This window comes from Comamonas composti DSM 21721 (assembly GCF_000429845.1).
GTDB lineage: Bacteria > Pseudomonadota > Gammaproteobacteria > Burkholderiales > Burkholderiaceae_C > Comamonas > Comamonas composti.
In genome coordinates this window covers 101,252-128,133 of record NZ_AUCQ01000006.1, presented here as the reverse complement: position 1 = coordinate 128,133, position 26,882 = coordinate 101,252, and the positions used below count along the sequence as shown (strand labels likewise).

General features: G+C 59.9%; 24 protein-coding genes. 11 read left to right on the top strand and 13 right to left on the bottom strand.

From position 1 onward, the window contains the following. The first annotated feature begins 7 nt into the window (after window positions 1-7). From G486_RS0105560 to G486_RS23365, 4 genes are all read left to right on the top strand, one after another. Entirely contained in the window at window positions 8-2,098 is a 2,091-nt protein-coding gene (locus G486_RS0105560) for a 3-hydroxyacyl-CoA dehydrogenase NAD-binding domain-containing protein (protein ID WP_027014645.1), read from the top strand. Window positions 2,099-2,182: 84 nt separating this feature from the next. Beyond that, a complete protein-coding gene (locus tag G486_RS0105555) occupies window positions 2,183-3,376 on the top strand; it encodes an acyl-CoA dehydrogenase family protein (protein ID WP_027014644.1) in 1,194 nt (397 codons plus the stop codon). A 10-nt stretch (window positions 3,377-3,386) separates the two neighbouring features. Then, window positions 3,387-4,520, top strand: coding sequence for an acyl-CoA dehydrogenase family protein (locus G486_RS0105550; RefSeq protein WP_027014643.1), 1,134 nt, complete (start codon window positions 3,387-3,389; stop codon window positions 4,518-4,520). Window positions 4,521-4,627: 107 nt separating this feature from the next. After that, the gene (locus G486_RS23365) at window positions 4,628-5,674 is read left to right on the top strand and encodes a porin (protein ID WP_084455063.1); all 1,047 of its coding nucleotides are present in this window, start codon (window positions 4,628-4,630) and stop codon (window positions 5,672-5,674) included. 99 nt (window positions 5,675-5,773) lie between these two features. Here G486_RS23365 and G486_RS0105545 read toward each other — a convergent pair whose 3' ends face one another. From G486_RS0105545 to G486_RS0105530, 4 genes are all read right to left on the bottom strand, one after another. Continuing rightward, window positions 5,774-7,015 carry a TetR/AcrR family transcriptional regulator gene (locus G486_RS0105545; RefSeq protein ID WP_034386736.1) on the bottom strand — a complete coding sequence of 414 codons (1,242 nt, stop codon included), beginning with the start codon at window positions 7,013-7,015 and terminating at the stop codon, window positions 5,774-5,776. Window positions 7,016-7,689: 674 nt separating this feature from the next. Further along, window positions 7,690-8,805 carry an acyl-CoA dehydrogenase family protein gene (locus G486_RS0105540; RefSeq protein WP_027014641.1) on the bottom strand — a complete coding sequence of 372 codons (1,116 nt, stop codon included), beginning with the start codon at window positions 8,803-8,805 and terminating at the stop codon, window positions 7,690-7,692. Between the two features lie 130 nt (window positions 8,806-8,935). Continuing rightward, entirely contained in the window at window positions 8,936-10,117 is a 1,182-nt protein-coding gene (locus G486_RS0105535) for an acyl-CoA dehydrogenase family protein (RefSeq protein WP_027014640.1), read from the bottom strand. Window positions 10,118-10,219: 102 nt separating this feature from the next. Further along, on the bottom strand, window positions 10,220-10,900 hold the full coding sequence (locus tag G486_RS0105530) for a YceH family protein (protein WP_027014639.1): 681 nt from the start codon (window positions 10,898-10,900) through the stop codon (window positions 10,220-10,222). A 185-nt stretch (window positions 10,901-11,085) separates the two neighbouring features. On the opposite strand from G486_RS0105530, the gene purN reads away from it, so the two are divergent. From purN to G486_RS0105515, 3 genes are all read left to right on the top strand, one after another. Further along, window positions 11,086-11,664: a phosphoribosylglycinamide formyltransferase gene (gene purN, locus G486_RS0105525; RefSeq protein WP_027014638.1), complete on the top strand. Its 579-nt coding sequence runs from the start codon at window positions 11,086-11,088 to the stop codon at window positions 11,662-11,664. A gap of 254 nt (window positions 11,665-11,918) precedes the next feature. Beyond that, entirely contained in the window at window positions 11,919-13,172 is a 1,254-nt protein-coding gene (locus G486_RS0105520; RefSeq protein ID WP_084455061.1) for an ATP-binding protein, read from the top strand. 306 nt (window positions 13,173-13,478) lie between these two features. Next, window positions 13,479-14,210, top strand: coding sequence for a response regulator transcription factor (locus tag G486_RS0105515; protein ID WP_027014636.1), 732 nt, complete (start codon window positions 13,479-13,481; stop codon window positions 14,208-14,210). Window positions 14,211-14,490: 280 nt separating this feature from the next. On the opposite strand, the gene G486_RS21605 is transcribed toward G486_RS0105515, so the two are convergent. The 5 genes from G486_RS21605 to G486_RS23360 all read right to left on the bottom strand — a co-directional run bounded on the left by G486_RS21605 (window position 14,491) and on the right by G486_RS23360 (window position 17,395). Beyond that, a complete protein-coding gene (locus G486_RS21605) occupies window positions 14,491-15,081 on the bottom strand; it encodes a chalcone isomerase family protein (RefSeq protein ID WP_051303175.1) in 591 nt (196 codons plus the stop codon). Window positions 15,082-15,158: 77 nt separating this feature from the next. After that, complete coding sequence (locus G486_RS0105505) at window positions 15,159-15,755, bottom strand: flagellar basal body L-ring protein FlgH (protein WP_051303211.1); 597 nt, start codon at window positions 15,753-15,755, stop codon at window positions 15,159-15,161. Between the two features lie 147 nt (window positions 15,756-15,902). After that, on the bottom strand, window positions 15,903-16,445 hold the full coding sequence (locus tag G486_RS0105500) for a hypothetical protein (RefSeq protein ID WP_051303173.1): 543 nt from the start codon (window positions 16,443-16,445) through the stop codon (window positions 15,903-15,905). Between the two features lie 15 nt (window positions 16,446-16,460). After that, window positions 16,461-16,877 carry a hypothetical protein gene (locus G486_RS0105495; protein WP_027014633.1) on the bottom strand — a complete coding sequence of 139 codons (417 nt, stop codon included), beginning with the start codon at window positions 16,875-16,877 and terminating at the stop codon, window positions 16,461-16,463. A gap of 275 nt (window positions 16,878-17,152) precedes the next feature. Then, window positions 17,153-17,395: a DUF1653 domain-containing protein gene (locus G486_RS23360; protein WP_084455057.1), complete on the bottom strand. Its 243-nt coding sequence runs from the start codon at window positions 17,393-17,395 to the stop codon at window positions 17,153-17,155. 87 nt (window positions 17,396-17,482) lie between these two features. Here G486_RS23360 and G486_RS0105485 point away from each other — a divergent pair, with 87 nt between their 5' ends. Together G486_RS0105485 and G486_RS0105480 are read left to right on the top strand one after the other, a co-directional pair. Then, window positions 17,483-18,799: an RsmB/NOP family class I SAM-dependent RNA methyltransferase gene (locus G486_RS0105485; protein ID WP_027014631.1), complete on the top strand. Its 1,317-nt coding sequence runs from the start codon at window positions 17,483-17,485 to the stop codon at window positions 18,797-18,799. A 115-nt stretch (window positions 18,800-18,914) separates the two neighbouring features. Beyond that, the gene (locus G486_RS0105480) at window positions 18,915-20,135 is read left to right on the top strand and encodes a DesA family fatty acid desaturase (protein ID WP_027014630.1); all 1,221 of its coding nucleotides are present in this window, start codon (window positions 18,915-18,917) and stop codon (window positions 20,133-20,135) included. 266 nt (window positions 20,136-20,401) lie between these two features. On the opposite strand, the gene G486_RS0105475 is transcribed toward G486_RS0105480, so the two are convergent. Next, window positions 20,402-20,788, bottom strand: coding sequence for a hypothetical protein (locus G486_RS0105475; RefSeq protein ID WP_027014629.1), 387 nt, complete (start codon window positions 20,786-20,788; stop codon window positions 20,402-20,404). A 191-nt stretch (window positions 20,789-20,979) separates the two neighbouring features. Between G486_RS0105475 and G486_RS0105470 the strand changes: the two genes are divergently transcribed. Further along, window positions 20,980-22,473, top strand: coding sequence for an aminotransferase-like domain-containing protein (locus G486_RS0105470; RefSeq protein ID WP_027014628.1), 1,494 nt, complete (start codon window positions 20,980-20,982; stop codon window positions 22,471-22,473). A gap of 126 nt (window positions 22,474-22,599) precedes the next feature. Here G486_RS0105470 and rpmG read toward each other — a convergent pair whose 3' ends face one another. The 3 genes from rpmG to trxB form a co-directional block, all read right to left on the bottom strand. After that, window positions 22,600-22,770 carry a 50S ribosomal protein L33 gene (gene rpmG / locus G486_RS0105465; RefSeq protein WP_027014627.1) on the bottom strand — a complete coding sequence of 57 codons (171 nt, stop codon included), beginning with the start codon at window positions 22,768-22,770 and terminating at the stop codon, window positions 22,600-22,602. A 26-nt stretch (window positions 22,771-22,796) separates the two neighbouring features. Further along, window positions 22,797-23,030, bottom strand: coding sequence for a 50S ribosomal protein L28 (gene rpmB, locus G486_RS0105460; RefSeq protein ID WP_003058229.1), 234 nt, complete (start codon window positions 23,028-23,030; stop codon window positions 22,797-22,799). A gap of 246 nt (window positions 23,031-23,276) precedes the next feature. Continuing rightward, the gene (gene trxB, locus G486_RS0105455) at window positions 23,277-24,230 is read right to left on the bottom strand and encodes a thioredoxin-disulfide reductase (protein WP_027014626.1); all 954 of its coding nucleotides are present in this window, start codon (window positions 24,228-24,230) and stop codon (window positions 23,277-23,279) included. 252 nt (window positions 24,231-24,482) lie between these two features. Here trxB and G486_RS0105450 point away from each other — a divergent pair, with 252 nt between their 5' ends. Then, a complete protein-coding gene (locus G486_RS0105450; protein ID WP_027014625.1) occupies window positions 24,483-26,837 on the top strand; it encodes a DNA translocase FtsK in 2,355 nt (784 codons plus the stop codon). The last annotated feature ends 45 nt before the right edge of the window (window positions 26,838-26,882 follow it).

Genomic DNA, 26,882 nt, shown 5'->3' with positions numbered 1-26,882 from the left:
TCGTGAAATGGTGACTATCAACAGTGTGACAAGTCTCGGCAATATGGATGGCGTTGCCGTTATTGCCATCGATTCTCCGCCGGTGAATGCCTTGTCGGCCTTGGTGCGGGACGGAATTTTCAGCGCCATGCAGCAGGCATTGTCCGATCCCTTGGTAAAGGCCGTGGTGCTGCGTTGCGAAGGGCGGACATTCTTCGCAGGTGCGGACATTACCGAATTTGGCAAACCGCCGGCTGGCGCCAGTCTGGCAGAGGTGCAAAAGATACTGGAGGAATCTCCCAAGCCCGTGATTGCTGCAATTCATGGAACAGCCCTGGGCGGTGGCCTGGAAGTGGCCCTGGTTTGCCATTACCGCATTGCCGTGCCCACAGCGCGCCTGGGCTTGCCCGAGGTCAACATCGGACTGCTGCCGGGCGCTGGCGGAACCCAGCGATTGCCGCGCCTGGTGGGAGTGGAAGTTGCGCTGGAGATGATGACTGCGGGCACGCATATCCAGGCAAGGCATGCACTTCAGTTGGGATTGCTGGATCAGCTGGCGCCAGAAGATGATTTGAACGCCGCCGCGATTGCGTTTGCGCGCAAGGTGCTCGATGAGTCGCTGCCTTTGCGCAAGGTTCGCGACATGGGCGAGAAGCTGGAAACCGCTCGCGCCCAGCCAGACATCTTCAGTCATTTCAGGCAAGCCAATGCAAGAAAATTCCGTGGATTCCAGGCGCCTGAAAAAATCATTCAGTGCGTGGAAGACGCTGTCAATCTGCCTTTTGAAGAGGGCCTGCAACGGGAACGCCAGCGATTTTCCGAGCTGCTCCAGGGCGAGCAATCCCAGGCGCAGCGCTACTATTTCTTTGCGGCACGCCAGATCTCCCAGATCCCCGGCCTGGACAAGAATGCGGCGGTCTTGCCGGTGAATAGCGTCGGTGTGATTGGCGCCGGCACCATGGGCACGGGCATTGCGATGAACTTCCTGAATGCAGGCATTCCCGTGCATCTGGTGGAAACCGGACAAGAGGCGCTGGACAGGGGCTTGCGTACCATTCGGAGCAATTACGAAAGCACGGCCAAGAAGGGGAGGCTGACACTGGAGGCCATAGAGCAGCGCATGGCATTGCTCACCAGTTCGCTTGACCTGGCTGATTTGTCCGAGGTCGATCTGGTCATCGAGGCCGTATTCGAGAACATGGAGGTGAAGAAGGAGCTCTTCTCGCGCCTTGATCGCATCTGCAAGGCCGCAGCGATTCTGGCATCCAACACCTCGGCGCTGGACCTCAATGAAATTGCCTCAGCCACCACGCGACCAGAGTCGGTGATTGGTCTGCACTTCTTCTCGCCAGCCAACGTCATGAAATTGCTGGAAGTGGTCAGGGGAAGCAAGACCTCGGACAGTGTCATCGCCACCTCCATGAACCTGGCCAAGAAAATCGGCAAGGTGGCCGTCCTGGTGGGTGTATGTCCGGGATTTGTGGGAAATCGGATTCTTGGCCAGCGCCAGCGCGAGGCCAATGCCTTGCTTATGGAAGGTGCCATGCCATGGGCGATTGATCGTGTTCTCTACGATTTCGGCTTTCCCATGGGGCCGTTCGCGATGAGCGATCTCGCAGGCCTGGATCTTGGCTGGAGCAAGGAAAAATCATCCTCCTCCACTTTGAGAGAGGTGCTGTGCGAGATGGGGCGCAGGGGCCAGAAAACCGGTGCAGGTTTTTATGACTATGACGACAAGCGCACGGCGATCCCGTCTTCGCTGGTGGAGGGGATCATCCAGGACTTCGCACGCAAGCAGGGCAAGCAGGTGCGTGAAGTCAGCGATGAGGAATGCCTTGAGCGCTGCATCTACCCGATGATCAACGAGGGCGCAAAAATTCTCGATGAAGGCATGGCGATAAGACCTTCGGATATCGATGTCGTCTGGGTGAACGGCTATGGCTGGCCGGTTTATCGCGGAGGCCCCATGTTCTATGGCGATCAAATCGGCCTGCCCAGGGTGCTGGCAAAGATGCAGGAATTTGAGAGCAGATACGGGCCTCAGTTCAAACCCGCCAGGTTGCTTGAAGAACTGGTGGCCAGCGGGCGCAAGTTCAGTGACTTGAGTCCAGCCCACTAATTTCAATGCATTCCGGCTTTATCGAGGTGTCCCAAGGACACCTCGCGGGACGCGCTCGCCCTTTTTTTACCCAAGGAGTACCTGATGGATCTCGAATACAAGCAAGAGGACATTCGCTTCCGCGAGGAGGTGCGGCAGTTTTTTCAAGAGCATCTACCCAAGGAGCTCAGCGAGAAGGTGCGCAACCGTCGCCATCTCAAGCGCGAGGATGCCGTACGCTGGCACAAAATTCTGGCCGGCAAGGGCTGGATTGCCCCGGGCTGGCCCGTCAAATATGGCGGTACGGGCTGGTCTGCCATGCAGCGCCATATCTGGGCGGAAGAATATGCGCTCGCATATGCCCCACCCACACTGTCCTTCGGGTTGAATCTGCTGGCCCCGGTATTGCTGGGCTTTGCGTCAGAGGAACAAAAGCAGCACTTTCTTCCGAGGATCTACAACGCAGAGGACTGGTGGTGCCAGGGCTATTCCGAGCCAGGTGCGGGATCCGATCTAGCGGCCTTGCAGACGCGCGCAGTGCGGGAGGGGGAGCACTACATCGTCAATGGCCAGAAAACCTGGACCACGCTGGGGCAGCACGCGGACTGGATATTTTGCCTGGTGCGCACCAGCACCGAAGGTGCGCGGCAAACAGGCATCTCATTTTTGCTGATCGACATGAAGACCCCGGGCATTACCGTGCGCCCGATCATCATGCTCGATGAAACGCATGAGGTGAATGAAGTCTTCTTCGACAACGTCAAGGTTCCTGTGGCGAATCTGATTGGCGAAGAAAACAAAGGCTGGACCTATGCGAAATACCTGCTCGGCCATGAGCGCACAGGTATTGCAGCGATTGGAAATTCCAAGCGTGAATTGAAGGTCTTGAAGCGCCTGGCCAAGCGCAAGCAGCTCGATGGCCGCCCCTTGCTCGACGACCCGTGCTTTGCGGCGCGCATTGCGGATACCGAGATCGAACTCATGGCGCTGGAGATGACGGCGCTGAGCCTGGTCGCCGATGGTGCAAGCAGCAAGATCGGCCCCGAGGCCTCGATGCTCAAGATCAAGGGTACGGAGATTTCTCAGGAGATCAGCCAGTTGTTGCTGGAAGCCGCCGGACCTGCAGGGCAGGCATTTGATCCGCAGTATTTGAAGGGCGAGAAAGAGCATTGTGCATCGGGAGATGACGACCTGGCGGCGCTGGCTGCGCATTACTTCAATCTGCGCAAGATCACCATCTTTGGCGGTTCGAACGAAGTCCAGAGAAACGTGATTTCCAAAATGATTCTGGGCCTGTAAGGAGACAAAAATGGACTTTCGACTATCTGAAGAGCAAGAGCAATTCACGGACTCCCTGCGTCGATGGGTTGAGCGTGACTACGGTCATGAAGCTCGCAAGAGGATCATTGCATCCGATGCCGGTGTCTGCGATCGCTCATATGCAGCCTTGGTGGAACTTGGCGCGCTTGCACTCGCCGTGCCGCAAGAGGCTGACGGGTTGGGGGGAAGCTCCGAGGACTTGATGCTGGTGATGCAGGAGCTCGGGAGAGGGCTGGTGGCCGAGCCCTATTGGGCCACCGTTTTTTCTGCCGACTTTCTCCGCAGGGGAGGACACACGGACGCGCTGAAAAAAGTGGCGGAAGGCTCTCTCAAGCTGGCCTGCGCATTGAACGAGAAGGAGGCCGGGCACGAGCTTTTCAATATCTCTTGTACCGCCAGTGCCGATGGCCATGAATATGTGATCAGCGGCCTCAAATGTGCTGTCGTGCATGGTGCACAGGTTGGTGCTTATGTGGTTTCAGCCCGCACAGGTGGAGCGCAGCGTGACACCCAGGGAATCACTCTGCTCTATGTTCCGCGGGACAGCCCTGGCGTCACGGTCACTGAATACCGTACATATGATGGCTTGCGGGCAGCGGATGTGCGCTTTCACGAGGTACGAGTCCCTGCAGAGCGACTTATAGGCGTGGCCGGCGAGGGCTGGGAGATTCTGGAGGCTTCTGCAGACTTTGGCGTTGCGCTTTTGTGCGCCGAGGCCGTGGGCGCCATGGAGGCGGCCAATGCTCTGACCTTGGACTATCTCAAGACCCGCAAGCAATTCGGCGTGCCGATCGGCACGTTCCAGGTTCTGCAGCATCGCATGGCGGATATGTTCATTCATGCGCAACAGGCCAAATCCCTGGCTGTATTGGCAGGGGTCAAAGTCAACAAGGTAGGGGCGGTGGAACGGCGAAGACTTGTGTCTGCGGCCAAGGTCCGTGTTGGTAAGGCCATGCAGTTTGTGGGCCAGCAGGCAATCCAGATGCATGGCGGGATGGGCATGACGGACGAAATGTCTATATCGCATTATTTCAAGAGACTTACTGCTATCGAATCCACTCTTGGAAATACCGGTTTTCATCGCAGCCGCTTCATAAGAGAAACGGATTTCTCTGCCGTCTGATATCGACCCTCCTGCGCTAGCCCTTTAATCCTGTTCATTAGATCGGGTGCTCTTCAATGAGCACCATGGGCTGGCTTTTGTCAAAATTTTGAGCATTTGGGGAAAACATGAAAAAAGATAGCTTGTTTTTTTGTGGTGTGATAGCACTTGCCGGACAGGCTTGGGCGCAAACATCCTCTATGACCTTATCTGGATCTGTTTATTCGGGCTTGGGATTTAACTCGGGAGGAAGTACAAGAATGACGGCTTTGGCGGGGGCATCGTCATTGATGTTCAGCGGCAAGGAGGACCTGGGAGGTGGAAATTCGGTTATTTTCAAGCTTGAAAGCGGATTCAATCTGGATACAGGTGAATTTGCAAGCTCGACAAGTTTTTTCGATAAGCAGGCCTTTCTGGGAATTCAGGGAGACTGGGGAACCTTTCGTGCAGGGCGTCTTTATACGCCAGCATTTGCGACATTGGCGCTGGTTGCTGATCCGACGGCAACATATTCGGTCATCACTGCCACCAGCCTCATGGAAACGCATGGGGTGCGTCTCAACAATGGTGTCATCTACAACTCGCCAGGCTTCGATCCCTGGACATATGCACGTAAAGGTGTGTTTGGCGCAGTAGCCCATTTTTTTGGAGAAGATTCTCAAAGAGACTCTCGCAATAGCGCTTCTGGAGTCAATATTGGCTATGGAGTCGGACCTTTGGTTGTAGAGCTTTCTCACCACAGGGCCAATCAATATACAAATCAGGCAACTGACATCAATGTCCGGACTACATTGCTGGCTGCAAACTACAAGCTGGGGAGTTCCCGCATACACCTTGCCTATTCGGACAACTATGGCAAGAATATTGCAAGCAATATTCGGACAAAAAACAGCATAGATTATCTTCTGGGGGTGGTCTTCCCTCTGGGAAAAGGAACGGTTTTTGCATCGTTTATCAAAAAGAAAGACCGCATGCCAGTTGATAACAGTGCTTATCAGGTAGGTGTTATTTATGACTATCCCATATCCAAGAGAACCAAGTTCACAGTTGGCCTGGCAAAGATAAATAATTCAAACTCAAAAAATACTTATAAGATCATCAATGGGTATGCAGGAACAACGGCTGCCAATGCAGGAACATCGGCATTTACCATAGGTATGACACATAGATTCTGAAGCATTTTCCCTATGAGACGTACCCGGTGTATCAAGCCAGGTACGTTTCAGCTTCTGATCGTGAGCGTGTCGACCGGTTGCCCCAGGGGAATCACCGGCTCACAGAGGGCTGCAAAGGCCATTGAAGAAGGGGAGGATGTACAGCTCGATGGCATTGGTTTTCTCAAACCCAGGAGCCCATTTCTGAAGAGATGTTGCTCCAATAATCATTCCAATGAAGAGCAAGGCTGCTATCTGCTGCTGCGTCACACGAATCGATCCGTCTGCCATGCCATCCGCAAGCAACTCTGCAGCGCTTTGTACCAGGATACGCAGTGGCTTGATCCTATCGTGCATGAGCGTGAAGTTGGGTATTTCACTCCAGGCCGATATTCTGAGCAAAGGACCTTGAGGGGAGAAGTGAAATTCCGTTATGCCTCTTGCCAGGGCCATGAGCTTTTCCAGCCCGCATTGCTCATCTTTGAGCGTGATGGACTGCATTCCCTCGATAATCTGAGCAGTTCTTTTGGTGCATTCCGAGAAAAGATCTTCCTTGCTTGGAATATGGTGGTAGAAAGATCCTTTGGTGACATTCATGCGTGCCGATATTCTGTCGATAGAGGCTCCGTCATATCCTACTTCATTAATGAGGTGAATCGCCGCTGCGAGAAAGCCTTGGTAGGGGGATTCGGGGACTTCGACCTTCGCAAGGCGATGCAATAAATCCGTTTCATCCCAGCGAGCTGGAGATACCGTGATCCCATTGATGATGATGCTGCATATGTAATTGATGATTCGCTCATGGTGCATGGGGTTGAAGCTGGAAAGCCAGGTTCGCGACCACAGTGCTTGCGTGAGCAAAAGGTGAGTTCTTACAGTAAGAGCCGTACGATTGGCGGAGTTGACAGAACCATCGGTCAGCAAAAGTCTCGTTCGGCGAAACATATTGCTATATGCGGTAAAAATCACCGTTGTATAGGATTGATCCAGCTCGGCGACATCTCTGAAGGACATGATGGATGGATATCTTCCCTCAGCGCATTCCATGAGCATGGAGGAAAATTCCCGTAAGAATTTTTCTATGCGTGCCAGCGGTGTTGTTTCTTTGGCTGCAATTTCAGTAATGTTGCTAATGGTGTTTGTCGTGTGCATCAGGCATTCATAGACCAGATCTTCCTTTTTCTTGAAGTAATAAGTGATGCTGTTCGTGCTCAGGCCAACCTTTGCAGCAACCTCAGAAAGCATTGTGCCTTTGATGCCATTTTCATCAAAAAGCTGGCATGCTGCATTCAAGATGGCTTCGCGCTTTTGGCGATATCTATCTGTGCTGCGCTCACTGATGGTGTCTGGTGATGAATTCATGATGATATTGAATTGGCTCAGATGATTATTATGATAGGGATGGATTTTATACGGGCAATGATAAACGTTTAAATGATTTTAGAAATTATGGTATGTTTTTTATTGGATAGTTATTAAGAAATATTGTAGCTGTTGGATATCGTATCCGTGAAGGCAGCATGTTTGACTGCTGCAAAAATCCCTCCTGGCTGTTTACGATCTCTACGCTGCCGTGAAGCATTCTCGATGTGCGGGCGCAGGAAGATCGGCGCAAGAACCATGCAACCGGAGACTGGCTGTGCATTCAAGCACATCGACTACAGCGGCGGCAGGAAAGGCTCTGGATCAGATGGGAGGCCGCTCATCCCCGCCGTGTGAGCCGGCTGTTTGTGCTGGGTGTGGCCGGCTAGGATCTTCAGGGGGGCGGGGTGCCTGAATACCTGGGGCTGGAGAGGCTTGGAATGCTTCTTCTGGAGCTCTGCGGCTTGAGTCCAGAACTGCCTGTGGGCTTTTGGGGAGAGCGGTGGGGCCGGGGCTTGCGCATATGCCCTCAGCCCCAGCCAGGGACGGCAAGTTGGGGCCGTCCCTGTCCCCGATGCGGGCGAGAGCGGTGGTGCTGCCGCTCAGGGACGGGTCTTAGAACGTGTTCACGATCTCTGCGCTGGCGCGCCGCGAGGAGATCGTGAACAACGCTCTTAGACGAAGACGCCTGCCGTTTCGCGCATTTGCGCGGAAACCGTGCCCAGGTGATGCAGGGTGTCGCCGCCTGTCATTTCCATCTGGGTGAGGCGCTTGAAGTAGTGGCTGCCTGCGTACTCGTCGGTCACACCAATGCCGCCATGCAGCTGCACCGATTGCTGGCCGACGAAGCGCAGGGACTGGCCCAGTTGCACCTTGGCGCGGGCCACGGCCAGGTGACGCTCGGCTTCGGGCTCGCCCAGCTTGAGGCTGGCGTAATAGCTCATGGAGCGCGCCAGTTCCAGCTGCATCTTCATGTCGGCCACGCGGTGACGCAGGGCCTGGAAGCTGGCGATGACCACGCCGAACTGCTTGCGCTGGTTCATGTAGTCGGTGGTCAGGGCCAGAGTCTGCTCCATGGCGCCCACGCCTTCTGCGCACAGGGCGGCGTTGAGCACGTCCTGGGCCAGGGTCAGGGCCGCGAGGCCCTGGGTCGTGACCAGGGTGGCGGGCGCGTTCTTGCAGATCAGCTCGGCTGCGCGGCTGCCGTCCTGGGTGCGGTAGCCCTGGGTGCTCACGCCGCTGGCATTGCGCTCCACGAGGAACAGCGCGATCTGGCCGTCCTGTTGTGCGGGCACCAGAAAGGCGTCGGCTGCATCGCCTGCGGGAACAATGCTTTTGATAGCGTCTACCGTGTAGCCAGTACCGGTTTTAGTACTGGTTGCGGTACAGACATCAAGCTGGTAGCGCGCTTTGCGCTCCTGAGATGCGAGCACGACCAGGGCTTCGCCGCTGGCCACGCGGGGCAGCCATTGGGCGGCGAGGCCTGCATCCGCATGCTGGCTCAGCACCGACGAGGCCGCGAATGCCTGCGCCAGGGGCTCCATGACCAGGCCGCGGCCCAGCTCTTCCATGACCACCATGGCGTCGGTGGCGCCCTGGCCCAGACCTCCATGCTCTTCGGGCACGGTCAGGGCGGTCAGGCCCAGCTCGGCCAGCTCGCCCCAGACCTCGCGCGAGAAGCCGCCGGCTTCGACGATGGTGCGGCGGCGCTCGAAGCTGTAGCCTTTTTCCACCCAGCGACGCACGGCGTCGCGCAGTTGCTGCTGGTCATCCGAAAAATTGAAATCCATATATGTCTCCTGGTGCCGGTCGGGGGGCGCTTTGCGCAACCCCACATGCCAGCGAAGCTCAATCTAGAGCCCCCTCGCGGAGGGGGTGTGGGGAGCAGTCCATGCTTCGCATGGCGAAGGCAGTTCAGGCTTAGCCTAGAACTGTCTGAGCAACGATGTTGCGTTGCACTTCGTTGCTGCCGCCGTAGATCGTGGTCTTGCGCATGTTGAAGTAGGTCGATGCCAGGGGTGCATCGGCCACCAGGCCGCCAGGGAAGTCGCCTTGCCAGCCGGCTTCCATGGCTTCCTCGATGAAGGGCAGGCTGTAGGGGCCTGCGGCCTGCATCATCAGCTCGGAGTAGCGCTGCTGGATTTCGCTGCCCTTGATCTTGAGCAGGCCTGCGATGTCCAGCGGGTTCTTGCCCGACTTCTCTGCCGAGAGTACGCGCAGCACCAGCATTTCCAGGGCGACGATGTCGATTTCGAGCAGGGCGATCTGATCGCGAAAGCGCATGTCATCCCACACGCCCTCGGCCTTGGCGATGCGCTTGAGGCGCTCGAGCTCGCGCTTGGCGCGGTTCACGCCTGCGATGTTGGTGCGCTCGTGGCTGAGCAGGAGCTTGGCATAGGTCCAGCCCTTGTTTTCCTCGCCGATCAGTTGGTCGGCAGGCACTTCCACGTTGTCGAAGAAGACTTCGTTGACTTCGCACTCGCCGTCCAGCAGCTTGATGGGGCGCACGGTCACGCCCGGGCTCTTCATGTCGAGCAGCAAAAAGCTGATGCCGGTCTGGGGCTTGCCCTCGGTGCTGGTGCGCACGAGGTTGAACATCCAGTCGCCGTACTGTCCCAGCGTGGTCCAGGTCTTTTGGCCGTTGACGATGTATTTGTCGCCCACGCGTTCGGCACGGGTCTTGAGGCTGGCCAGGTCCGAGCCCGAGCCAGGCTCGGAATAGCCCTGGCTCCACCAGACTTCGCCGCTGGCGATGCCGGGCAGGAAGCGCTTTTGCTGTTCGGGCGTGCCGTAGGCCATGATCACGGGCGCGACCATGACGGGCCCGAAGGGCACGACGCTGGGGGCGTCGGCCAGAGCACACTCTTCCTCGAACAGGTGCTTTTGTACGGCGCTCCAGCCAGGGCCGCCGAATTCCTTGGGCCAGCCGCTGACCAACCAGCCCTTTTTGCCAAGAATCTTGGCCCAGCCTTGCAGGTCGTCGCGCGTCAGGCGCAGGGAGTGGCGCACTTTGTGCGCAATGCTTTCAGGCAGATTGGCCCGCACCCAAGTGCGGACCTCTTCGCGAAAGGCTTGTTCTTCCGGGGTAAATGCCAAATCCATGGGCTTGTCTCCTTGATTCCCGGTGTTTGTAGCACGGGCGTGCTTTTCATACCTGTCCGGGGCGTGACAAGCGCCGGGGTCGTGAGCCCGTTTTAAGGGCCGTCACATGGGCGGCTGGGGCTCGGATTCCTGCAACCCCAGCTGTTCGTAGACATGGGCGAGCTGCTGCTGCAAGCGGGCGACCTGGGCTTCGAGCTCGCTCACGCGCTGGGCCAGGGCATCGCTGCGTGTTCCGGCGGCTGCGGCCACGGGTGCGCTCAAGTCCACAGGGCCGCACAGCAGATGTGCCCAGCGCTGTTCGCGGGCGCCCGGCGCGCGCGGCAACTGGACCACCAGGGGGCCGCCTTTTTCCTCACTGCGCTCGGCAAGCTCGTCCAGAAAAGCCTCCACCGAGGAGATGTCGGCAAAGCGGTGCCAGCGTTCGGAGTTGATGCGCAACTCGCCCGCAGTCTGGGGGCCGCGCAGCATGAGCAAGGCCAGCAAGACCGCGCTTTGATCGGGTACGCCAATGCCGCGCGGAAAGTTGTGCTCCCAGCGCGTGGCACGCTGGCTGCTGATCTGCACGGTCAGCGTGCGCAGGCGCAGGCTGTCCAGGGCTTCCTGGGCCTGGCTGTCGCTGACTTCCATGACCGGGTCGCGGCTGCTTTTCTGGTTGCAGCCCGTGATCAGCGCATTGAGCGTGAGAGGGTAGCTGTCGGGCACGGTGCGCGCCTTTTCCATGAGCGTGGCCAGGACGCGGGCTTCAACGGCTGTCAGAGGGGTGGTACGGGGATCGAATGGCATGGCAGTCGGGGAGTGAAAGGCAACAAGCTGGCACAAATGCAGGACGGGGCGGGATGCGGCAGGCGCTGGTGGGCGCAACCGCTTGCCCTCCTGATTTGCACGATAAAGAACAAGGCCCGACACGGCCGTAGGCCATGACGGGGCGGATGCGGACTTCAAGGTCTGCGGTGCGACAATCGCCGCCCATGAAAAACCTCGTGATTCTGATCTCGGGCGGCGGCTCGAACATGGCTGCCATTGTGCGTGCATCCCGGCAACAGGACTGGGCAAGGCGCTATGGCGCGCGCGTGGCCGCCGTGGTGAGCAACAAGGCCGAGGCTGAAGGGCTTGCGTTTGCGCGCGAGCAGGGCATTGCGACCGAGGTGCTGGATCACAGGCAGTTTGCAGGCCGCGAGGCCTTTGATGCGCGCCTGGCCCAGATCATCGATGGCTACGATCCGGCCCTGGTGGTGCTGGCGGGCTTCATGCGGATTCTCACGCCGGGCTTTGTCTCGCATTTCGAGGGCCGGCTCATCAACATCCACCCTTCGCTGCTGCCGGCCTTCACGGGGCTGAACACGCATCAGCGCGCCATCGAGGCCGGCTGCAAGTTCGCGGGCTGCACCGTACACCGCGTGACCGCCGAGCTCGATGTGGGCCCGATTCTCGAACAGGCCGTGGTGCCCGTGCTCGCAGACGACAGCCCGCAGAGCCTGGCTGCGCGCGTGCTGGCGCAAGAGCATGTGATTTATCCCCAGGCTGTGGCCAGGCTGCTTTCAAATTAATAGCTGCTTGCGCTTGATGGTATTGAGGTACAGGCCTTTTTTGTATATTTTCTGGACTGCTGGCACTGTCGCGAAATGATCTTGTGCCAAGACCCTTGCTGTTCTGTGGAACAAGCATTTTTCTTGTCCTGAGAGGCTGAGCCTCCCTACACTGCCTGCGTTTTTGCGGACGCTGAGCCGTGTTGTGCCCGGCATTCATCCTGCACAGCCATGGGTGTGGCTGAGAGGGTGGCTTATCTCATGGAGTTCGGCCAATGTATCCAACCCAGGGTGGTGAAGAAGAGGCGGTGGCGCGCAGCGGGCCGGTCTTGCGCTTTGCGTCCGGCTGGCATCGCCTGCAGGGCTGGCGGCGAAAGCTGGCGGCAGGCCGCAGCGGGCGCTGGCGCCATGGGCCGGACAGCCTGTTCGGCCGTCTGGCCTGCTTGCTCGTCGTGGCCGTGATCGCCAGCCATGTACTGGCCCTGAGCCTGATCTTCGAGCTGCGCCCCGACCTGAAGAGGCGAACCGGGCACGAGGCTGCGCCCTCGCAGAGCGAGCCGGGTCAGGCTTTTGATGCCGCGCCCAGGTCGTTGGCCACGGGCTTTCAGGCAGCAGGCCCGGGCCGGCCCGTTGCCGGGCTTGCGCCCGAGCCTGGCAACCGGCCGATGCTGCCTTTCTTGATCGATGTAGGCGTGCGCCTGATTGCCTTGCTGGTGGCTGCCTGGTTTGGCGCGCGCTGGCTGACGCGGCCCATGCGCCGCCTGGCGGCCGCTGCGCGCGAGTTGGGCTCGGACATCAACCGCCCGCCATTGCCGGAAACGGGGACGGTGGAATGTCGGGAAGCCAGCAAGGTCTTCAACCAGATGCAGGAGCGCATCTGCCAGCAACTGCAGGACCGGGACCGGCTGGTGGCTGCGGTTTCTCACGATTTGCGCACCCCGTTGACGCGCTTGCGCCTGCGTGCCGAGCTGCTGGAGGACGAGGCAGCCAGCCTCAAGTTCCAGGGCGATATCGCGGAGATGGAGGCCATGATCCAGGATACGCTCGACTACCTGCGGGGCCAGGCCCAGGGCGCGCCGGTGATGTCCTTGCAGCTGCAGGCCTTGCTCCAGAGCGTGGTGGACGATTACGCGCTGACGGGCGTGAAGATTCCGCTCCAGGGCCATGCCCGCCCGGTTCATGCCCAGCCGGGACCGCTGCGCCGCTGTGTGGACAATCTTGTCGCGAATGCCCTGCGCTATGGAGGCAATGCCGAACTGCGCCTGGAAGATGGTCCGCAAGGCGTGCGCATCATCGTGCGCGACCATGGCCCGGGTCTTCCCAAGAGCGCACTGAAACATGTGATGCAGCCCTTTGTGCGCATGGAGGCTTCGCGGCACCGCCACCACGGCGGGGTTGGGTTGGGCCTGTCCATCGCACGTGACATCGCGCTGCGCCACCATGGGCAACTGAGCCTGCACAACGCCGCAGGCGGCGGCCTGTGCGCGGTTCTGGAGTTGCCGCATATTCAGCCACGTGCTGAATCTTGAGTTGCAACCGCCGAGGCCTCTCTCTTCTTCAAGCCATATCCGTCGTATTCCTGTGCTCGATTTCCGCCGTTGACCGCATGTGAGGGCATGAGAATCATTTTTCAGCGAACTGTTGGCAGGTTAAATATAACGGGCGCGGGGTTTGATGATTTGTATTTGAATTGAATCTGAGTTGTATAAAAAAACTTACGTAAAGATTTATAAATCTCTCGAAAATCCAGAGATTTAGGACCATGGCCTCATGGTCTTGCATAAACTCATGCGGAAAATCCCCGTGAAATACCGTGTCTTGGAACCCATTCGACTATGCATCACATCCTGGTGGTTGACGACGATGAGGAAATCACCACGTTGTTAACTCAATACCTCACGCGTTTTGGCTATGCAACCTATGCCGCTGGTGACGGGGAGGCGATGCGGGCCCAGCTGGCGGCCCATCCGATTGACCTGGTGGTGCTGGATGTGATGCTGCCGGGCGTGGATGGCATCCGGCTCGCCAAGGAGCTGCGCGAACGCTCCCAGCTGCCTATCATCATGCTCACGGCGCGGGCCAATCCATTCGACTGTGTGCTGGGTCTGGAGCTCGGTGCCAACGACTACATGGGCAAGCCTTTCGAGCCACGCGAGCTGGTGGCGCGCATACAGAATGCGCTGCGCAACGCCTCAGCGGCGGTCCAGCGGCAGTCGGCTTCGCTGGATGCGGCCGAGGTCGTGCAGTTCGACGGCTGGCAACTGCACAGCATGGAGCGCCGGCTCACCTCGCCCGAGGGCAAGGAGGTGACGCTGTCAGGGGCCGAGTTTCGACTGCTCAACACTTTTTTGCGCTCCCCGCGCCGGGTCTGCAGTCGTGATCAACTCATGGAGCAGGCCAATGGGCGCACCATACTGGCTTTCGAGCGCAGCATCGATCTGCTGGTCTCGCGCCTGCGCCAAAAGCTCGGGGATGATTCGCGCGCACCCACGCTGATCAAGACCATTCACGGGGCCGGCTATCTGCTGGAGGTGCGCAATGTCCAGGGGCAGAGCACGTGGCGTTGAAAGACATGCCTTAGAACGTGTTTACGATCTCCTCGGTGCCGCGCCAGTGTCTTTGCGGGATGGGATGCGAGGCGCGACACCGCAGCAATAGCCGCGCTATTGCGAGGATTCGCAACGCTGTAGACCGCCCGCAAAGGCACTGGCCCGAAGGGTTGGAGCGAAATCGGGCTATTTTCTAGCGCTGGCGCTTGCTTGCACCCCGGTGCAAGCTGCGCCCCATCGCTTTGAACTCATCCCGATTGCGCTCCAACGCGGCAGCGTAGAGATCGTAAACACGTTCTTAGCTCGGCTCCCTGCCCAGCAATGCGATCTTGAGTCGGGGGTCGGCGGGCTGCTCGCCCAGCCAGATGTTGAGCAGGGCGTTATAGAACGCAATGTCCTGCATGGGAGGGGCGATGCGGCGCTGATTGTGCTCGATGACGGTACCTTTGTCCGGAATCCAGTCCAGGGTGAGCAGATCCCCGCAGCGCAGGCCCGTGGGCAGGCTGGCGATGGCTTGGCTCAGCTTTTGCATTTGCTCGGCCACATGAGCGTCCAGGTTCGGGGATTCCTTGGCAAGCCTGTCCATGACGGCTTTCTCGAAGTCATCGGAGGACAGGTCGCGCATCAACCGGATCATCAGGCGGCGCGGGCCGCTGCTCGAGAGCACGGCTTCGGTCGTGCGGCGCGGGTCCCGGAGGTACAGGCCTATGGTGTAGACCTTGAACATCAGGCGAGTGCTGACCCCCACCCCGTTCAACTGCAGTTGCTGGCCTGCGACCTGGGTGGACCTTCCTGCCAGTGCGTCATCCGCCTCTGTTGCGTCGGCGGAGCAGGGAATGAGAGTGGTCATGCAGGCGAAGGCCATGATGTGCTTGAGTGAGAGATGCATAGCTGGCTCCATATCAGGCGGATGCAGCATCCGGCTTGGCAGAGAAAGAGACGGCTGCTGCTGGAGAATGTGCGGCGTCACCATACGGCCAGACTGTTGGTCAGCAGGCGCTGCAACCAACTGCGCTGGGCTGCTTCGGAAGCTTCACCGTATCCAAGGACCTCCAGCTTGGCGTTGATCACATCGGCCGAGCCCACGATGTTCTGGGGCCGCAGATCACGCGGATCGACAATGCCCGAAAAGCGCAGTGTCTTGATGTCGCCATTCATGGCAATCGAGCGCTCGCCGGCCACGACCAGGTTTCCATTGGGCAGAACATTGATCACCGAAGCCGCGATCTGACCGGTGAAGCTGCTGGAGCTGCTGGCGCTGCCATCGCCGGTAAAGGAGTCGCTGCCCGAGGCCTCGGCATCCAGATTCAGCAAAGAGCCCAGAAAGCCGGATTTGGAGTCGGCATTGGGCCCCTTGTTGGCGATCGCGTTCTCACGGCTGCTCTTGGTCTTGGCCGTGCTGCTGGCACTCATGGATTCGGAGATGTCGACCTTCAGCGTATCCCCTACGCTACGGGGCTTGGCGCGGCCGTTATAGGGGTCGTTGAACGAGCTCTTGTGAAACAGACTCCCTGTGTTGACACGTTCTATGGATGCCAGGCGCGGTGTGGCTGATACGGACATGGGGGCTGTGACAATCCTGTTTTCAGGAGCTGTGCAGCCGCACAAAAGACCGCCACACAAGGCCAGGGAAGCCGCCAGATCGTGACGGTGGTGAAAGCACATGAACAGCATGGGAGACTCCTTGGTGGAAGCTGGGCGCAGGTAGGTCTAGAAGCCGGTGACCAGCGCGGTCACGACCGGGCCGACCTTGGTGCGCGTATCTGTCCACTTGCCCTTGTTCGTATAGGGGTCGAGCAGAAACTGGCTGGAAGACAGCAGCTCCCCGTTTTTGGAGCGCAATGCCAGCTGGACCGAGTTCACATACGGGCGCAATTCGCCTGTGAGCGGTGTGACTCCCCAGTTGAAGTGCGCTGCGTACTCTAGCCAGATGTCGCAGAGCCGCGCGGCTGGCGGGCTGTCATACACCTTGCTGCCAATGCCGTGTGACTGGAGTTCGGCCTGGAGTGCAGGCACCAGGTCGGCGACCTGGGTCTGGGGGTTGAACTCTATGCAGACATGGCTTGGCTGTGCATTCAGCTTGTAGAGAGTGTTGGAGGCCTGTGGCGGCGAGCTCCATATCGACGTGCTTGCCAGTCCGCCTGCGGCCTTGGTCAGCTCCCATAGCGGAATTGGAGTGATGATGGAGCAGCCGCTTTGGAGCGCACAGATGGCCAGACCCGGCAGGCAGTGCCTGAGCGTGAAAAGGCGCATGTTCGTGTCCCGGGTTCAGGCGGTTTCGTCCATGCTTTGCTGCAGTCCGGCATGGCCCGCAATTGCAGAGCTTGCTGCAAGATAGGAGGCCATGCTTTTCGCATCCGAGGCTCGGCCACTGGGTGTGACGGTTGCGGGCAGGTCCAGCGTGTTTTTGCAAGCGGGGCTGGCGCGGATGCACGCAGCTTCGTCGGGTTGCACAAGGCCGGCCGTGCTGTTGTCAGCCGGCCTGCGCACTGGCTGCAGCAGGACGGCAAGCTTCTGGCTTGCCAGCAAGGCCGTGTCCCTTGAGTCCGGCTGGCTGTATTCGCTGCTCTGGGGCAGGGGAACGGTGAAGAAGGTGGCGGCCTCGGCGGGAGCCAGCAGAGAGTGGTAATCACTGGGAAAAATCGCTGGGTATGCCGATGTGGTAACGGATGTGATATCGCTCATCTCAATCTCCTAGGGAAGACGAGCGAATATTAGGGTTTGGACTTTCTTCTGGAAAAAAGAAATAAAAGGAGATTGCCTGGTTAAATTACATTAGAAATACAAAATGGAAAATCATGGATACATTGATTCAATGATTTCTCCGCATGTTCCGCGCTTTTCAGCTTGATGATTCATGTCGATCTTTGATTAATTTCAGGATGGGCCATTTTTTGAAATCGCTATTTTGTATTTGATATGTATTTGATAAATTTCAAATATACAAATGGACGCTGAAACTAATCGCCAATCCAGGCAAAGCGCGGATGGGCTGCACCATCTACGAGAACGGCCTCAGTGAACATGGCGGCTGGGCGTACCCAGAGCGCCTCTTCACCGTACAGGGGGCGGTAGAGGACCAGTGGCTCCAGCGTTTCGCTGTGACGGACAAGACCCAGCACCTGGTAGTGATGGCCCTTGTAGTGGCGGTAGCGGCCACAGGAAATGGCGGGCAGGGGCGGTAGCGGGGCGGAATGTGGCATGAGCCGGATGGTAGGCCCAATGCGGGCATGGCTTGGTATGTGACCACCACAGGGATCGGGTATGGCGGCAATGGGACAATGCGGGCCATGCACCCCAAAGCCCTTCTCGACGCTTGCTCGGAACTCGTCAAGCGCACTCTGACATTTGAACATCCGGCCGATGCCGTGGTGTCCCGTTTCTTTCGCGAAAACCGCAATCTCGGCACGCGCGAGCGTGCAACCCTGGCCGAGGCCGCCTATGCCGTGCTGCGCCAGAAACTGGTGTTTGAAAGCCTGGCCCGCTCGGGCAGCGGTGCGCGCGAGAGGCGCCTGGCCATCCTGGGGCTCTGGCATAGCCAGCAGCTCTTGGCTGGCAGTGCCCAGGCCAAGGCCGAAGCCCAGAGCTTTGTGCGCGCCGCGCTCATGCCCCAGGAACAAAAATGGCTTGATGCCTGCAATGCAGTGCGCCCCGAAGATTTGGCGGAACAGCAGCGCCACAACCTGCCCGAATGGCTGTTGCAGCCGCTCAAGGCTCAACTGGGCGAGGAGTTTCAGGCATTTGCCCAGGCCATGGAGCAGGGAGCTCCGCTGGATTTGCGTGTGAACACGCTTGTCGCCAAGCGTGCCGAAGTGCAAAAAGAGCTGGCCCAGGCCGGTATACAGGCCGAGGCTGTGCCGTATTCGCCCTGGGGCCTGCGTGTGCAGGGCAAGCCCGTGCTGACCCGGCTGGATGCCTTTACGCGCGGAGCCATCGAGGTGCAGGATGAGGGATCGCAGTTGCTGGCCCTGCTGCTGGATGCCAAGCGCGGCGAGATGGTCGTGGACTTCTGTGCGGGAGCCGGCGGCAAGACCTTGGCCATTGGCGCGGCCATGCGCAATACCGGGCGTCTCTATGCATTCGATGTGTCGGGCCACAGGCTGGACAACCTCAAGCCCAGACTGGCGCGCTCGGGCCTGTCCAACGTACATCCTGCAGCCATTGCCCATGAACGCGATGAGCGCGTCAAGCGCCTTGCGGGCAAGATAGACCGCGTGCTGGTGGATGCGCCGTGCTCGGGCCTGGGAACGCTGCGCCGCAACCCCGATCTCAAATGGCGCCAGTCTCCGCAGGCTGTCCAGGAACTTACGCAAAAGCAGGCGGCCATTCTTGCGAGTGCTGCGCGGCTGGTCAAACCCGGCGGGCGCCTGGTCTATGCGACCTGCTCCATCCTGCCCGAGGAAAACGAAGCCATTGCCCAGGCCTTTTCAGAGACCCATGGAGAGTTCGCCCCCCTGGATGCAGGTGAGTTGCTGGAGCAACTCAAGGTGGAGCAGGGCACAGGCCTTTGCAGCGGCGGCGAAACCGGCAGCCGCTATCTGCGGCTGTGGCCTCAGCGTCACCAAAGCGATGGATTCTTTGCTGCGGCTTGGACAAAGAAGGCGTGATTTTTGAGGGATTTATCGGTATTTTCTAGGAGATTGCCGCAATCCCTTGTCGGGCCGGCTCTTCTAGAATGAAGAGTCGGCGCCGGGAGCGCCATTTTTGCCAAAGGTTTTACGCATGTCCCTGGATATAGGTTGGGTCTGGAATACGGCACTGGACTGGATGGCCCATGGCCTGTGGCAACTGTCATGGTGGCAGCTTGTGCTCTACGCTCTGGTCACAACCCACATCACCATTGCGGGCGTGACCATCTTTTTGCACCGCAGCCAGGCCCACAGATCGCTGGAGCTGGGGCCCGTGCCCTCGCATTTTTTCCGACTGTGGTTGTGGCTGGGAACCGGCATGGTGACCAAGCAATGGGTGGCCATACACCGCAAGCACCATGCCAAGTGTGAGACCGTGGACGATCCCCATAGCCCGCAGACCCGCGGCCTGATCACGGTGCTGGCGCGCGGTGCCGAGCTCTATCGCAGCGAAGCTGCGAACGAGGAAACCCTGAAGAAGTTCGGCCATGGCACGCCGGACGACTGGCTGGAACGTCATCTCTACAGCCGGCGCTCCATCTGGGGGCCTTCGCTGATGCTCGTCATCAATGTGCTGCTGTTCGGTGCGATCGGCCTCACCATCTGGGCCGTGCAAATGGCCTGGATTCCGTTCTGGGCTGCGGGCGTGGTCAACGGTCTGGGCCATTTCTGGGGCTATCGCAACTTCGAGGCTGCGGATGCGAGTACCAATCTGGTGCCCTGGGGACTGATCATCGGCGGCGAGGAGCTGCACAACAACCATCACACCTATCCCACCTCGGCCAAATTCTCGGTCAAGCGCTACGAGTTCGATCTGGGCTGGACCTACATCCGCGCCATGCAGGCCCTGGGCTGGGCCAAGGTCAAGAAGACGCCGCCTCGGCTGCGCATGGGAGCGGTCAAGCCCGTGGCCGACGAGAAGACCCTGGAGGCAGTGATTGCCAACCGCTACGAAGTCATGGCCGGCTATGCGCGCGGCGTGCGCGTGGCCGTGCAGCAAGAGCTCAAGGCACTCAAGGCGCATGCGCCCAAGGCCGACACCTCCATGCTCAGGACCGCGCGCCGCTGGCTGCACCGTGACAACGACAAGGTACCCGCAAGAGCCCAGAGACAACTGGCCCAGGCCCGTGCAGCGCATCCTGTGCTGGACCAGATGCTGCTCATGCGCGAGGATCTGCGCCAGCTTTGGCTGAACACCACGCTGACGCGAGAGCAACTGATCGCGCATTTGCAGCTCTGGTGCCAAAAGGCCGAGGCCAGCGGCATTGCCGCGCTCAAGGACTTTTCGCTCAAGCTGCGTGCGGCCCAGGCTTAGAACGTGTTTACGATCTCTACGCTGCCGCGTTGGAGCGCAATCGGGATGAGTTCAAAGCGATGGGGCGCAGCTTGCACCGGGGTGCAAGCAAGCCACAGCGCGAAGAAATCACCCGATTTCGCTCCAACCCTTCGGGCCAGTGCCTTTGCGGGCGGTCTACAGCGTTGCGAATCCTCGCAATAGCACGGCTATTGCTACGGTATCGCGCTTTGTATCCCATCCCGCAAAGACACTGGCGCGGCACCGAGGAGATCGTAAACACGTTCTTAGAACGTGAACACGCTCTGAGGACGCAAACGCTTTTTAAGCGCCTTCAACAAGGCTCCCGGCCAAGGGCTGATGAGCGTCTGGGGCTGGAGCTCCTGCAAAGCCAGGCACAGGTCCGTACGGGCTGTGATACTGATCCAAAGGGCTTCTTTGGCTTGAACGCGCTGGCCGGCCTCTAACAGTTGCCGGCCCTGGCCTAGGACCTGGCCGTAGAGCAAAGGACCTGCTTCCAGCCAGGCCTGGCCTTCGAGGCAGTACAGCTCATGGTCCGGGGGCAGGCACAGGCTGCGGCTTTGCTTGCTCTGCAGCTCCAGCGTATGAGGCCTTGCCCCGGGGCGTGGTGTGGTGGGCGAGGTCTCGGAAATGGGGTGAACGGATAAGTGCATGGCCAGGCTCCTGAAAGCGGGGGAGATGCAAGAGCGTAAAAAACCCGGCGCTTTCAGGGCAGGTACAGCTGCTTTGCCGGAAGACCATGACAGCTGATTATTTTGTCTCACTGTTATGCTCTGAATCTGCCTGTTCTGTATCTGTCCCAGGGCATTTGCGTGCGGCAACATGCAGCTTTGGCGTTTTGAACATGCTCAAACCTTTGGATATCGAGACGCTTCCCATCTACCGGCGCCTGGCCTATTTTTACGAACAGGCGATAGCCAGCGGCAGCTTGAAGCCCGGCATGAAACTGCCTTCGGTGCGTGAGCTGCGCCAGCGTCACAGAGTCAGCCTGTCCACGGCCTTGCAGGTGTTGCGCAGCCTTGAGGATGCGCGGCTGGTCGAGGCGCGTGAGCGTGTGGGCTATTTTGTGCGCGTGCCAGTGGAGCAGGCCATGGCCGCCTTGCCTGCCGTGCGCGAGCCGGATCTGCGCAAGCCTCTCAAACCCGATGTCCAGGCCTTTGCAGGCGTCAACGAGCGTATCTCCGTGATTCTGGAAAAGGCACGCCTGGCGGGGCCGCTGAGAGTCGACCTGGGCAGTGCCATGCCTGCGCCTTCGCTGTTCGATACCGCCGCGCTCAATCGTCTGGCCACGGGCTTGTTGCGCGAGCAGCCTGATATCTGGGTGCATGGTCCTTCTGCCCCATCCACCCATGTGCTGTTTCAGGAGGTCATGGCAAGACATGCGCTGGGCTTTGGTGTGAGCATTGCTCCCCGGCATGTGAGTGCCACCCTGGGCAATTCCGAGGCCGTGAATCTGGCGCTGGAAGCCGTGGCCCAACCGGGCGATGTGGTGGCCGTGGAGTCTCCGACCTTCCACGGCATTCTGCAGGCCATCGAGGTGCAGGGCATGCGTGCGCTGGAGATTCCCTGCAGTCCGCAGACCGGACTGTCGCTGGAGGCTCTGGAGCTGGCCATCCGCACCGAGCCCAGGCTCAAGGCCGTGGTGGTCGTGCCGCATCTGCAGATGCCCATGGGCTGCATGATGCCTGACGCCCACAAGCAGAGACTGGTCAGGCTGTGTGCAGACCATGGCCTGGCGCTCATCGAGGACGACATCTACCGCGAGTTCGTCGAGACCGACCAGGTGCTGCGCCCCGCAAAGGCCTGGGATGCTGTCGGGGAGGAGGGCTGCGTGATCTATTGCGCCTCGCTGAGCAAGAGCTTTGCCCCGGGTCTGCGCCAGGGCTGGATGAGTGCAGGCCGCTGGCATGCACGCGTGCAGATGTTCAAGTTCGCGCGCACGCGCAACATGCAGACCTGGTCGCAACTGCTGGCTGCGCGCATTCTCGACTCGCCAGCCTACGAGCGTCATCTGCGCCGCCTGCGCACGGCACTGCGTGTGCAGCGCGAGCAGGCGGCGCAGGCCATTGCACGCCATTTTCCGCAGGGCACGCGCTTTAGCCTGCCGCCTGGGGGCTTGAGCCTGTGGATGGAACTGCCGCCCCAGGTTTCTTCGAGCCGCTTGTATGACGATGCGCTGGCGCGCGGCATCCGGGTGGCGCCCGGGCCGATGTTCTCCAATACCGGGCAGTATGAGCACTTCCTGCGCCTGAGCTGCGGGCTGCCGTTCACGCCAGAGGTGGAGCATGCGTACCGCGAGCTGGGCGGGCTCATGCGCAAGCAGATGGATGCCGCCTGAACCGTTTTGCTTGGGAGGAACTGAGGGATTGGGTCCTGCAAGACCTTTTCGCTTCAGCGGTTCGGACATGAAAAAACCGCCTGCGCGGATGCGAGGCGGTTTTTTCGGGAGCAGGGCTTTGCCGAATTACTTCAGCTTGGCTTCCTTGTACTCCACATGCTTGCGAGCCTTGGGGTCGAACTTGATGATCGACATCTTCTCGGGCATGGTCTTCTTGTTCTTGGTGGTCGTGTAGAAGTGACCGGTGCCAGCCGTCGAAGCCAGCTTGATTTTTTCGCGTCCGCCTTTAGCAGCCATGATGTTTCTCCTTCTTTCTCAGGGGATTAGGCTTGGCCACGGGCGCGCATGTCTGCGAGCACGGAGTCGATACCGTTCTTGTCGATCAGGCGCAGGGCGGCGCTGGAAACGCGCAGGCGCACCCAGCGGTTTTCGCTCTCAACCCAGAAGCGACGGTACTGCAGGTTGGGCAGGAAGCGGCGCTTGGTCTTGTTGTTGGCGTGGGAAACATTGTTGCCCACCATGGGCTTCTTGCCCGTGACTTCACATACGCGTGCCATAAGGACACTCCGATTCAGTTAAACAGCCGCTTGTCGAAGCCCCATCGAAATGGAGATGACCTGCGGCCTCACCTCGCCAGTAGGGTGGCGGTAAACCCGATTGCATGGGTGGATCCAGAGCCTGGCGCCGGCACCTCGATGCGCATCAAGCGATGCATATCAGGGAAAAGACGCTGTCTGAAACCAACTTCAAATCCAGCAAAGCCCGCGATTATAGCGGAAAAGCTCGAAAACCTTGCAAGCGGCTTATTGCTGCTGCTCGAGAAAGCGCTGGGCGTCGAGCGCAGCCATGCAGCCCGTGCCGGCGCTCGTGATGGCCTGGCGATAGACATGGTCCTGCACGTCGCCTGCAGCGAACACGCCGGGAACACTGGTCTGGGTGGCAAAACCCTTCAAGCCGCTCTGGGTCACGATGTAGCCGTTTTCTAGCTCCAGCTGGTCTTTGAAGATCTCGGTGTTGGGTGCATGGCCTATGGCGATGAAGCAGCCTTGCAGGGCGATGTCCTCGGTGGCGCCGTCCTTGGTGCTCTTGATGCGTATGCCGGTCACGCCGCTTTGGTCGCCCAGCACCTGCTCGAGCGTGAAGAAGGTCTTGAGCTCGATCTTGCCGGCCTTGACCTTGTCCATGAGCTTGTCCACCAGAATCGGCTCGGCCGTGAACTTGTCGCGGCGGTGCACCAGCGTGACCTTGCTCGCAATGTTGGACAGGTACAGCGCTTCCTCCACGGCCGTGTTGCCGCCGCCGACTACGCATACGGGCTGGTCGCGGTAGAAGAAGCCGTCGCAGGTGGCGCAGCCCGAAACGCCACGACCCATAAACTCCTGCTCGGAGGGCAGGCCCAGGTACTTGGCCGAGGCGCCCGTGGCGATGATCAGCGAGTCGCAGGTATAGGTGGCCGAGTCGCCCGTGAGCGTGAACGGCCGCTTGGACAGGTCCACGCTATTGATATGGTCGAACACGACCTGGGTCTTGAAGCGCTCTGCATGCTCGAGAAAGCGCTGCATGAGGTCCGGGCCCTGCACGCCGGCGACATCGGCAGGCCAGTTGTCGACTTCGGTGGTGGTCATGAGCTGGCCGCCCTGGGCCATGCCGGTCACCAGCAAGGGGCTGAGGTTGGCACGTGCGGCGTAGATGGCTGCCGTATAACCGGCCGGGCCGGAGCCCAGGATCAGAACTTTGGCGTGTTGTGTAGCGGACATGGAAGGAACTTTGAAAAAGCACGGTCAAGGCGCGCGCTGACAGATGACGAAAGACAGGGCCGCAAGTATCGCTTGTGGCGTGCCATCGTGCCTGTATCCTGTGTAATGTCCTAGATAGTTAAAAATCATTTTCATCAACTAGGTAAAGCGCTTGTATGCGGGGTGGCTGCAATGGCATGTATTAGGCTATTGGGTTGCCCGGGCTTGTTGCAGGTCCGCTTTTTAGGGCCTGGAGTAAGCTCCAGCCTGCGTATGACTTATTCATTGAACGCTCTGAATCCCTCTTCTTCGGGCAAGCCTGCCGCCAAGGCCAAGACAGGTACCCTGCGCCATGGAGTGGCGCGTTTCAGTCATGAGGTGCTGCTGCTCATGGGCCTGTTGGCCCTGGTGTTCTGGCTGGCCTCCATGCTCAGCTATTCGTCCCTGGATGCGGCCTGGTCGACCTCGGGCGATGGGCGGCTGGTCAACAACTGGATGGGGCGGGCCGGCGCCTGGTTGGCCGATGCCAGCTATTTCGGCTTTGGCATGTCGGTGTGGTGGCTGGTGCTGGCCTCGCTGCAGACCTGGTTCTCCTCTTTTGCACGCTGGATGCGCGGGGGCGTGCCGCGCGAGGGCATGGTTCTGCCGCCGCTATGGCGCAGGCGTTTGCGCTTCTGGGGCGGGCTGGCCTTGCTGCTGGGCGCGAGCTGCGTGCTCGAGTGGACGCGGCTTTACCGCTTCGAAAGCCTGCTGCCCGGCCCTGCTGGCGGTGTCTTCGGCCACATAGTGGGCCAACCCAGCCTGCACTGGCTGGGGTTTGTGGGCTCGGGCCTGATCGGGATCTGTGTCGTCGTGATCGGCCTGGCCATGGTGTTCCGCTTTTCCTGGGGGCGCCTGGCCGAAGGCCTGGGCGCGCGCCTTGACGGCGTGCTGCAACGGCTGCTCAGCAGTCGCGAGAAAGCCCGGGATGCGGCTGCGGGCCGACGCGCGGCGCGCGAGCGCGAAGAAGTGGTGGAGGAGGTGCGCAGCGAAAGCGTGGCCCAGCATGCGGCCCAGCCCGTGCAGATCATCGAGCCCGTGCTGCAGGAGTCGGCTGCGCCCAGCCAGCGCGTGATCAAGGAAAGGCAAAAGCCCTTGTTCACCGATCTGCCCGACAGCAAGCTGCCCCAGGTGGACCTGCTCGATGCCGTGCAGCAGCGCCAGGAGAGCGTCTCGCCCGAAACCCTGGAGATGACCAGCCGGCTCATCGAAAAGCGTCTCAAGGATTTTGGCGTGGAAGTGCGCGTGGTCGCCGCCATGCCCGGCCCCGTGATCACGCGCTACGAGATCGAGCCGGCCACGGGCGTCAAGGGCTCGCAGATCGTGAATCTGGCCAAGGATCTGGCGCGCTCGCTGTCCCTGGTGTCGATACGCGTGATCGAGACCATTCCCGGCAAGAACTTCATGGCGCTGGAGCTGCCCAATGCCAAGCGCCAGTCGATTCGCCTGTCCGAGGTGCTGGGCTCCCAGATCTATCACGATGCCAAGAGCATGCTGACCATGGGCCTGGGCAAAGACATCGTGGGCAACCCCGTGGTTGCCGACTTGGCCAAGATGCCCCACGTGCTGGTGGCCGGCACCACGGGATCGGGCAAGTCCGTGGGGATCAATGCCATGATTCTCTCGCTGCTCTACAAGGCCGAGGCGCGCGATGTGCGCCTCTTGATGATCGACCCCAAGATGCTGGAGATGTCGGTCTATGAAGGCATTCCGCACCTGCTGTGCCCCGTGGTCACCGACATGAAGCAGGCGGCCAACGGCCTGAACTGGTGCGTGGCCGAGATGGAGAGGCGCTACAAGCTCATGAGCAAGCTCGGAGTGCGCAACCTGGCTGGCTACAACACCAAGATCGACGAGGCCAAGGCGCGCGAGGAGTCGATTCCCAACCCCTTCAGCCTCACACCCGAGGAGCCCGAGCCGCTGCAGCGCCTGCCCCACATCGTCATCGTGATCGACGAGCTGGCGGACCTGATGATGGTCGTCGGCAAGAAGATCGAGGAGCTGATCGCCCGCCTTGCGCAAAAGGCGCGTGCGGCCGGCATCCATCTGATTCTGGCAACCCAGCGCCCCAGCGTGGACGTGATCACGGGCCTGATCAAGGCCAACATCCCCACACGCATTGCGTTTCAGGTCTCCAGCAAGATCGACAGCCGCACCGTGCTCGACCAGATGGGCGCCGAGTCCCTGCTGGGCATGGGCGACATGCTCTACATGGCCAGCGGCACGGGCCTGCCGGTGCGCGTGCACGGGGCCTTTGTCTCGGATGACGAGGTGCACCGCGTGGTCAGCTATCTCAAGGAGCAGGGCGAGCCCGACTACATCGACGGCGTGCTCGAAGCTGCGGCCGGTGACGGCGATGGCGAAGCCGGCGGCGACGGAGAAGGCGGCGGCGAGAAGGACCCCATGTACGACCAGGCCGTGGAGGTCGTGCTCAAGGACCGCAAGGCCAGCATCTCCTATGTGCAGCGCAAGCTCAGAATCGGCTACAACCGCTCGGCACGCCTGCTCGAGGACATGGAAAAGGCGGGCCTGGTCAGCGCCCTGACGGCGAGCGGTCAGCGCGAGGTGCTGGTTCCCGGGCGGGAGTAGGCGTGGGCCGGCAGGCAAGGCTGGCGGTGGCGTTTACTTTTCTTT

Coding starts and splice junctions, on each gene's coding strand:
- G486_RS0105560 (WP_027014645.1), top strand. CDS start 8: ATGGTGACTATCAACAGTGTGACAAGTCTCGGCAATATGGATGGCGTT.
- G486_RS0105555 (WP_027014644.1), top strand. CDS start 2,183: ATGGATCTCGAATACAAGCAAGAGGACATTCGCTTCCGCGAGGAGGTG.
- G486_RS0105550 (WP_027014643.1), top strand. CDS start 3,387: ATGGACTTTCGACTATCTGAAGAGCAAGAGCAATTCACGGACTCCCTG.
- G486_RS23365 (WP_084455063.1), top strand. CDS start 4,628: ATGAAAAAAGATAGCTTGTTTTTTTGTGGTGTGATAGCACTTGCCGGA.
- G486_RS0105545 (WP_034386736.1), bottom strand. CDS start 7,015: ATGAATTCATCACCAGACACCATCAGTGAGCGCAGCACAGATAGATAT.
- G486_RS0105540 (WP_027014641.1), bottom strand. CDS start 8,805: ATGGATTTCAATTTTTCGGATGACCAGCAGCAACTGCGCGACGCCGTG.
- G486_RS0105535 (WP_027014640.1), bottom strand. CDS start 10,117: ATGGATTTGGCATTTACCCCGGAAGAACAAGCCTTTCGCGAAGAGGTC.
- G486_RS0105530 (WP_027014639.1), bottom strand. CDS start 10,900: ATGCCATTCGATCCCCGTACCACCCCTCTGACAGCCGTTGAAGCCCGC.
- purN (WP_027014638.1), top strand. CDS start 11,086: ATGAAAAACCTCGTGATTCTGATCTCGGGCGGCGGCTCGAACATGGCT.
- G486_RS0105520 (WP_084455061.1), top strand. CDS start 11,919: ATGTATCCAACCCAGGGTGGTGAAGAAGAGGCGGTGGCGCGCAGCGGG.
- G486_RS0105515 (WP_027014636.1), top strand. CDS start 13,479: ATGCATCACATCCTGGTGGTTGACGACGATGAGGAAATCACCACGTTG.
- G486_RS21605 (WP_051303175.1), bottom strand. CDS start 15,081: ATGCATCTCTCACTCAAGCACATCATGGCCTTCGCCTGCATGACCACT.
- G486_RS0105505 (WP_051303211.1), bottom strand. CDS start 15,755: ATGTCCGTATCAGCCACACCGCGCCTGGCATCCATAGAACGTGTCAAC.
- G486_RS0105500 (WP_051303173.1), bottom strand. CDS start 16,445: ATGCGCCTTTTCACGCTCAGGCACTGCCTGCCGGGTCTGGCCATCTGT.
- G486_RS0105495 (WP_027014633.1), bottom strand. CDS start 16,877: ATGAGCGATATCACATCCGTTACCACATCGGCATACCCAGCGATTTTT.
- G486_RS23360 (WP_084455057.1), bottom strand. CDS start 17,395: ATGCCACATTCCGCCCCGCTACCGCCCCTGCCCGCCATTTCCTGTGGC.
- G486_RS0105485 (WP_027014631.1), top strand. CDS start 17,483: ATGCACCCCAAAGCCCTTCTCGACGCTTGCTCGGAACTCGTCAAGCGC.
- G486_RS0105480 (WP_027014630.1), top strand. CDS start 18,915: ATGTCCCTGGATATAGGTTGGGTCTGGAATACGGCACTGGACTGGATG.
- G486_RS0105475 (WP_027014629.1), bottom strand. CDS start 20,788: ATGCACTTATCCGTTCACCCCATTTCCGAGACCTCGCCCACCACACCA.
- G486_RS0105470 (WP_027014628.1), top strand. CDS start 20,980: ATGCTCAAACCTTTGGATATCGAGACGCTTCCCATCTACCGGCGCCTG.
- rpmG (WP_027014627.1), bottom strand. CDS start 22,770: ATGGCTGCTAAAGGCGGACGCGAAAAAATCAAGCTGGCTTCGACGGCT.
- rpmB (WP_003058229.1), bottom strand. CDS start 23,030: ATGGCACGCGTATGTGAAGTCACGGGCAAGAAGCCCATGGTGGGCAAC.
- trxB (WP_027014626.1), bottom strand. CDS start 24,230: ATGTCCGCTACACAACACGCCAAAGTTCTGATCCTGGGCTCCGGCCCG.
- G486_RS0105450 (WP_027014625.1), top strand. CDS start 24,483: ATGACTTATTCATTGAACGCTCTGAATCCCTCTTCTTCGGGCAAGCCT.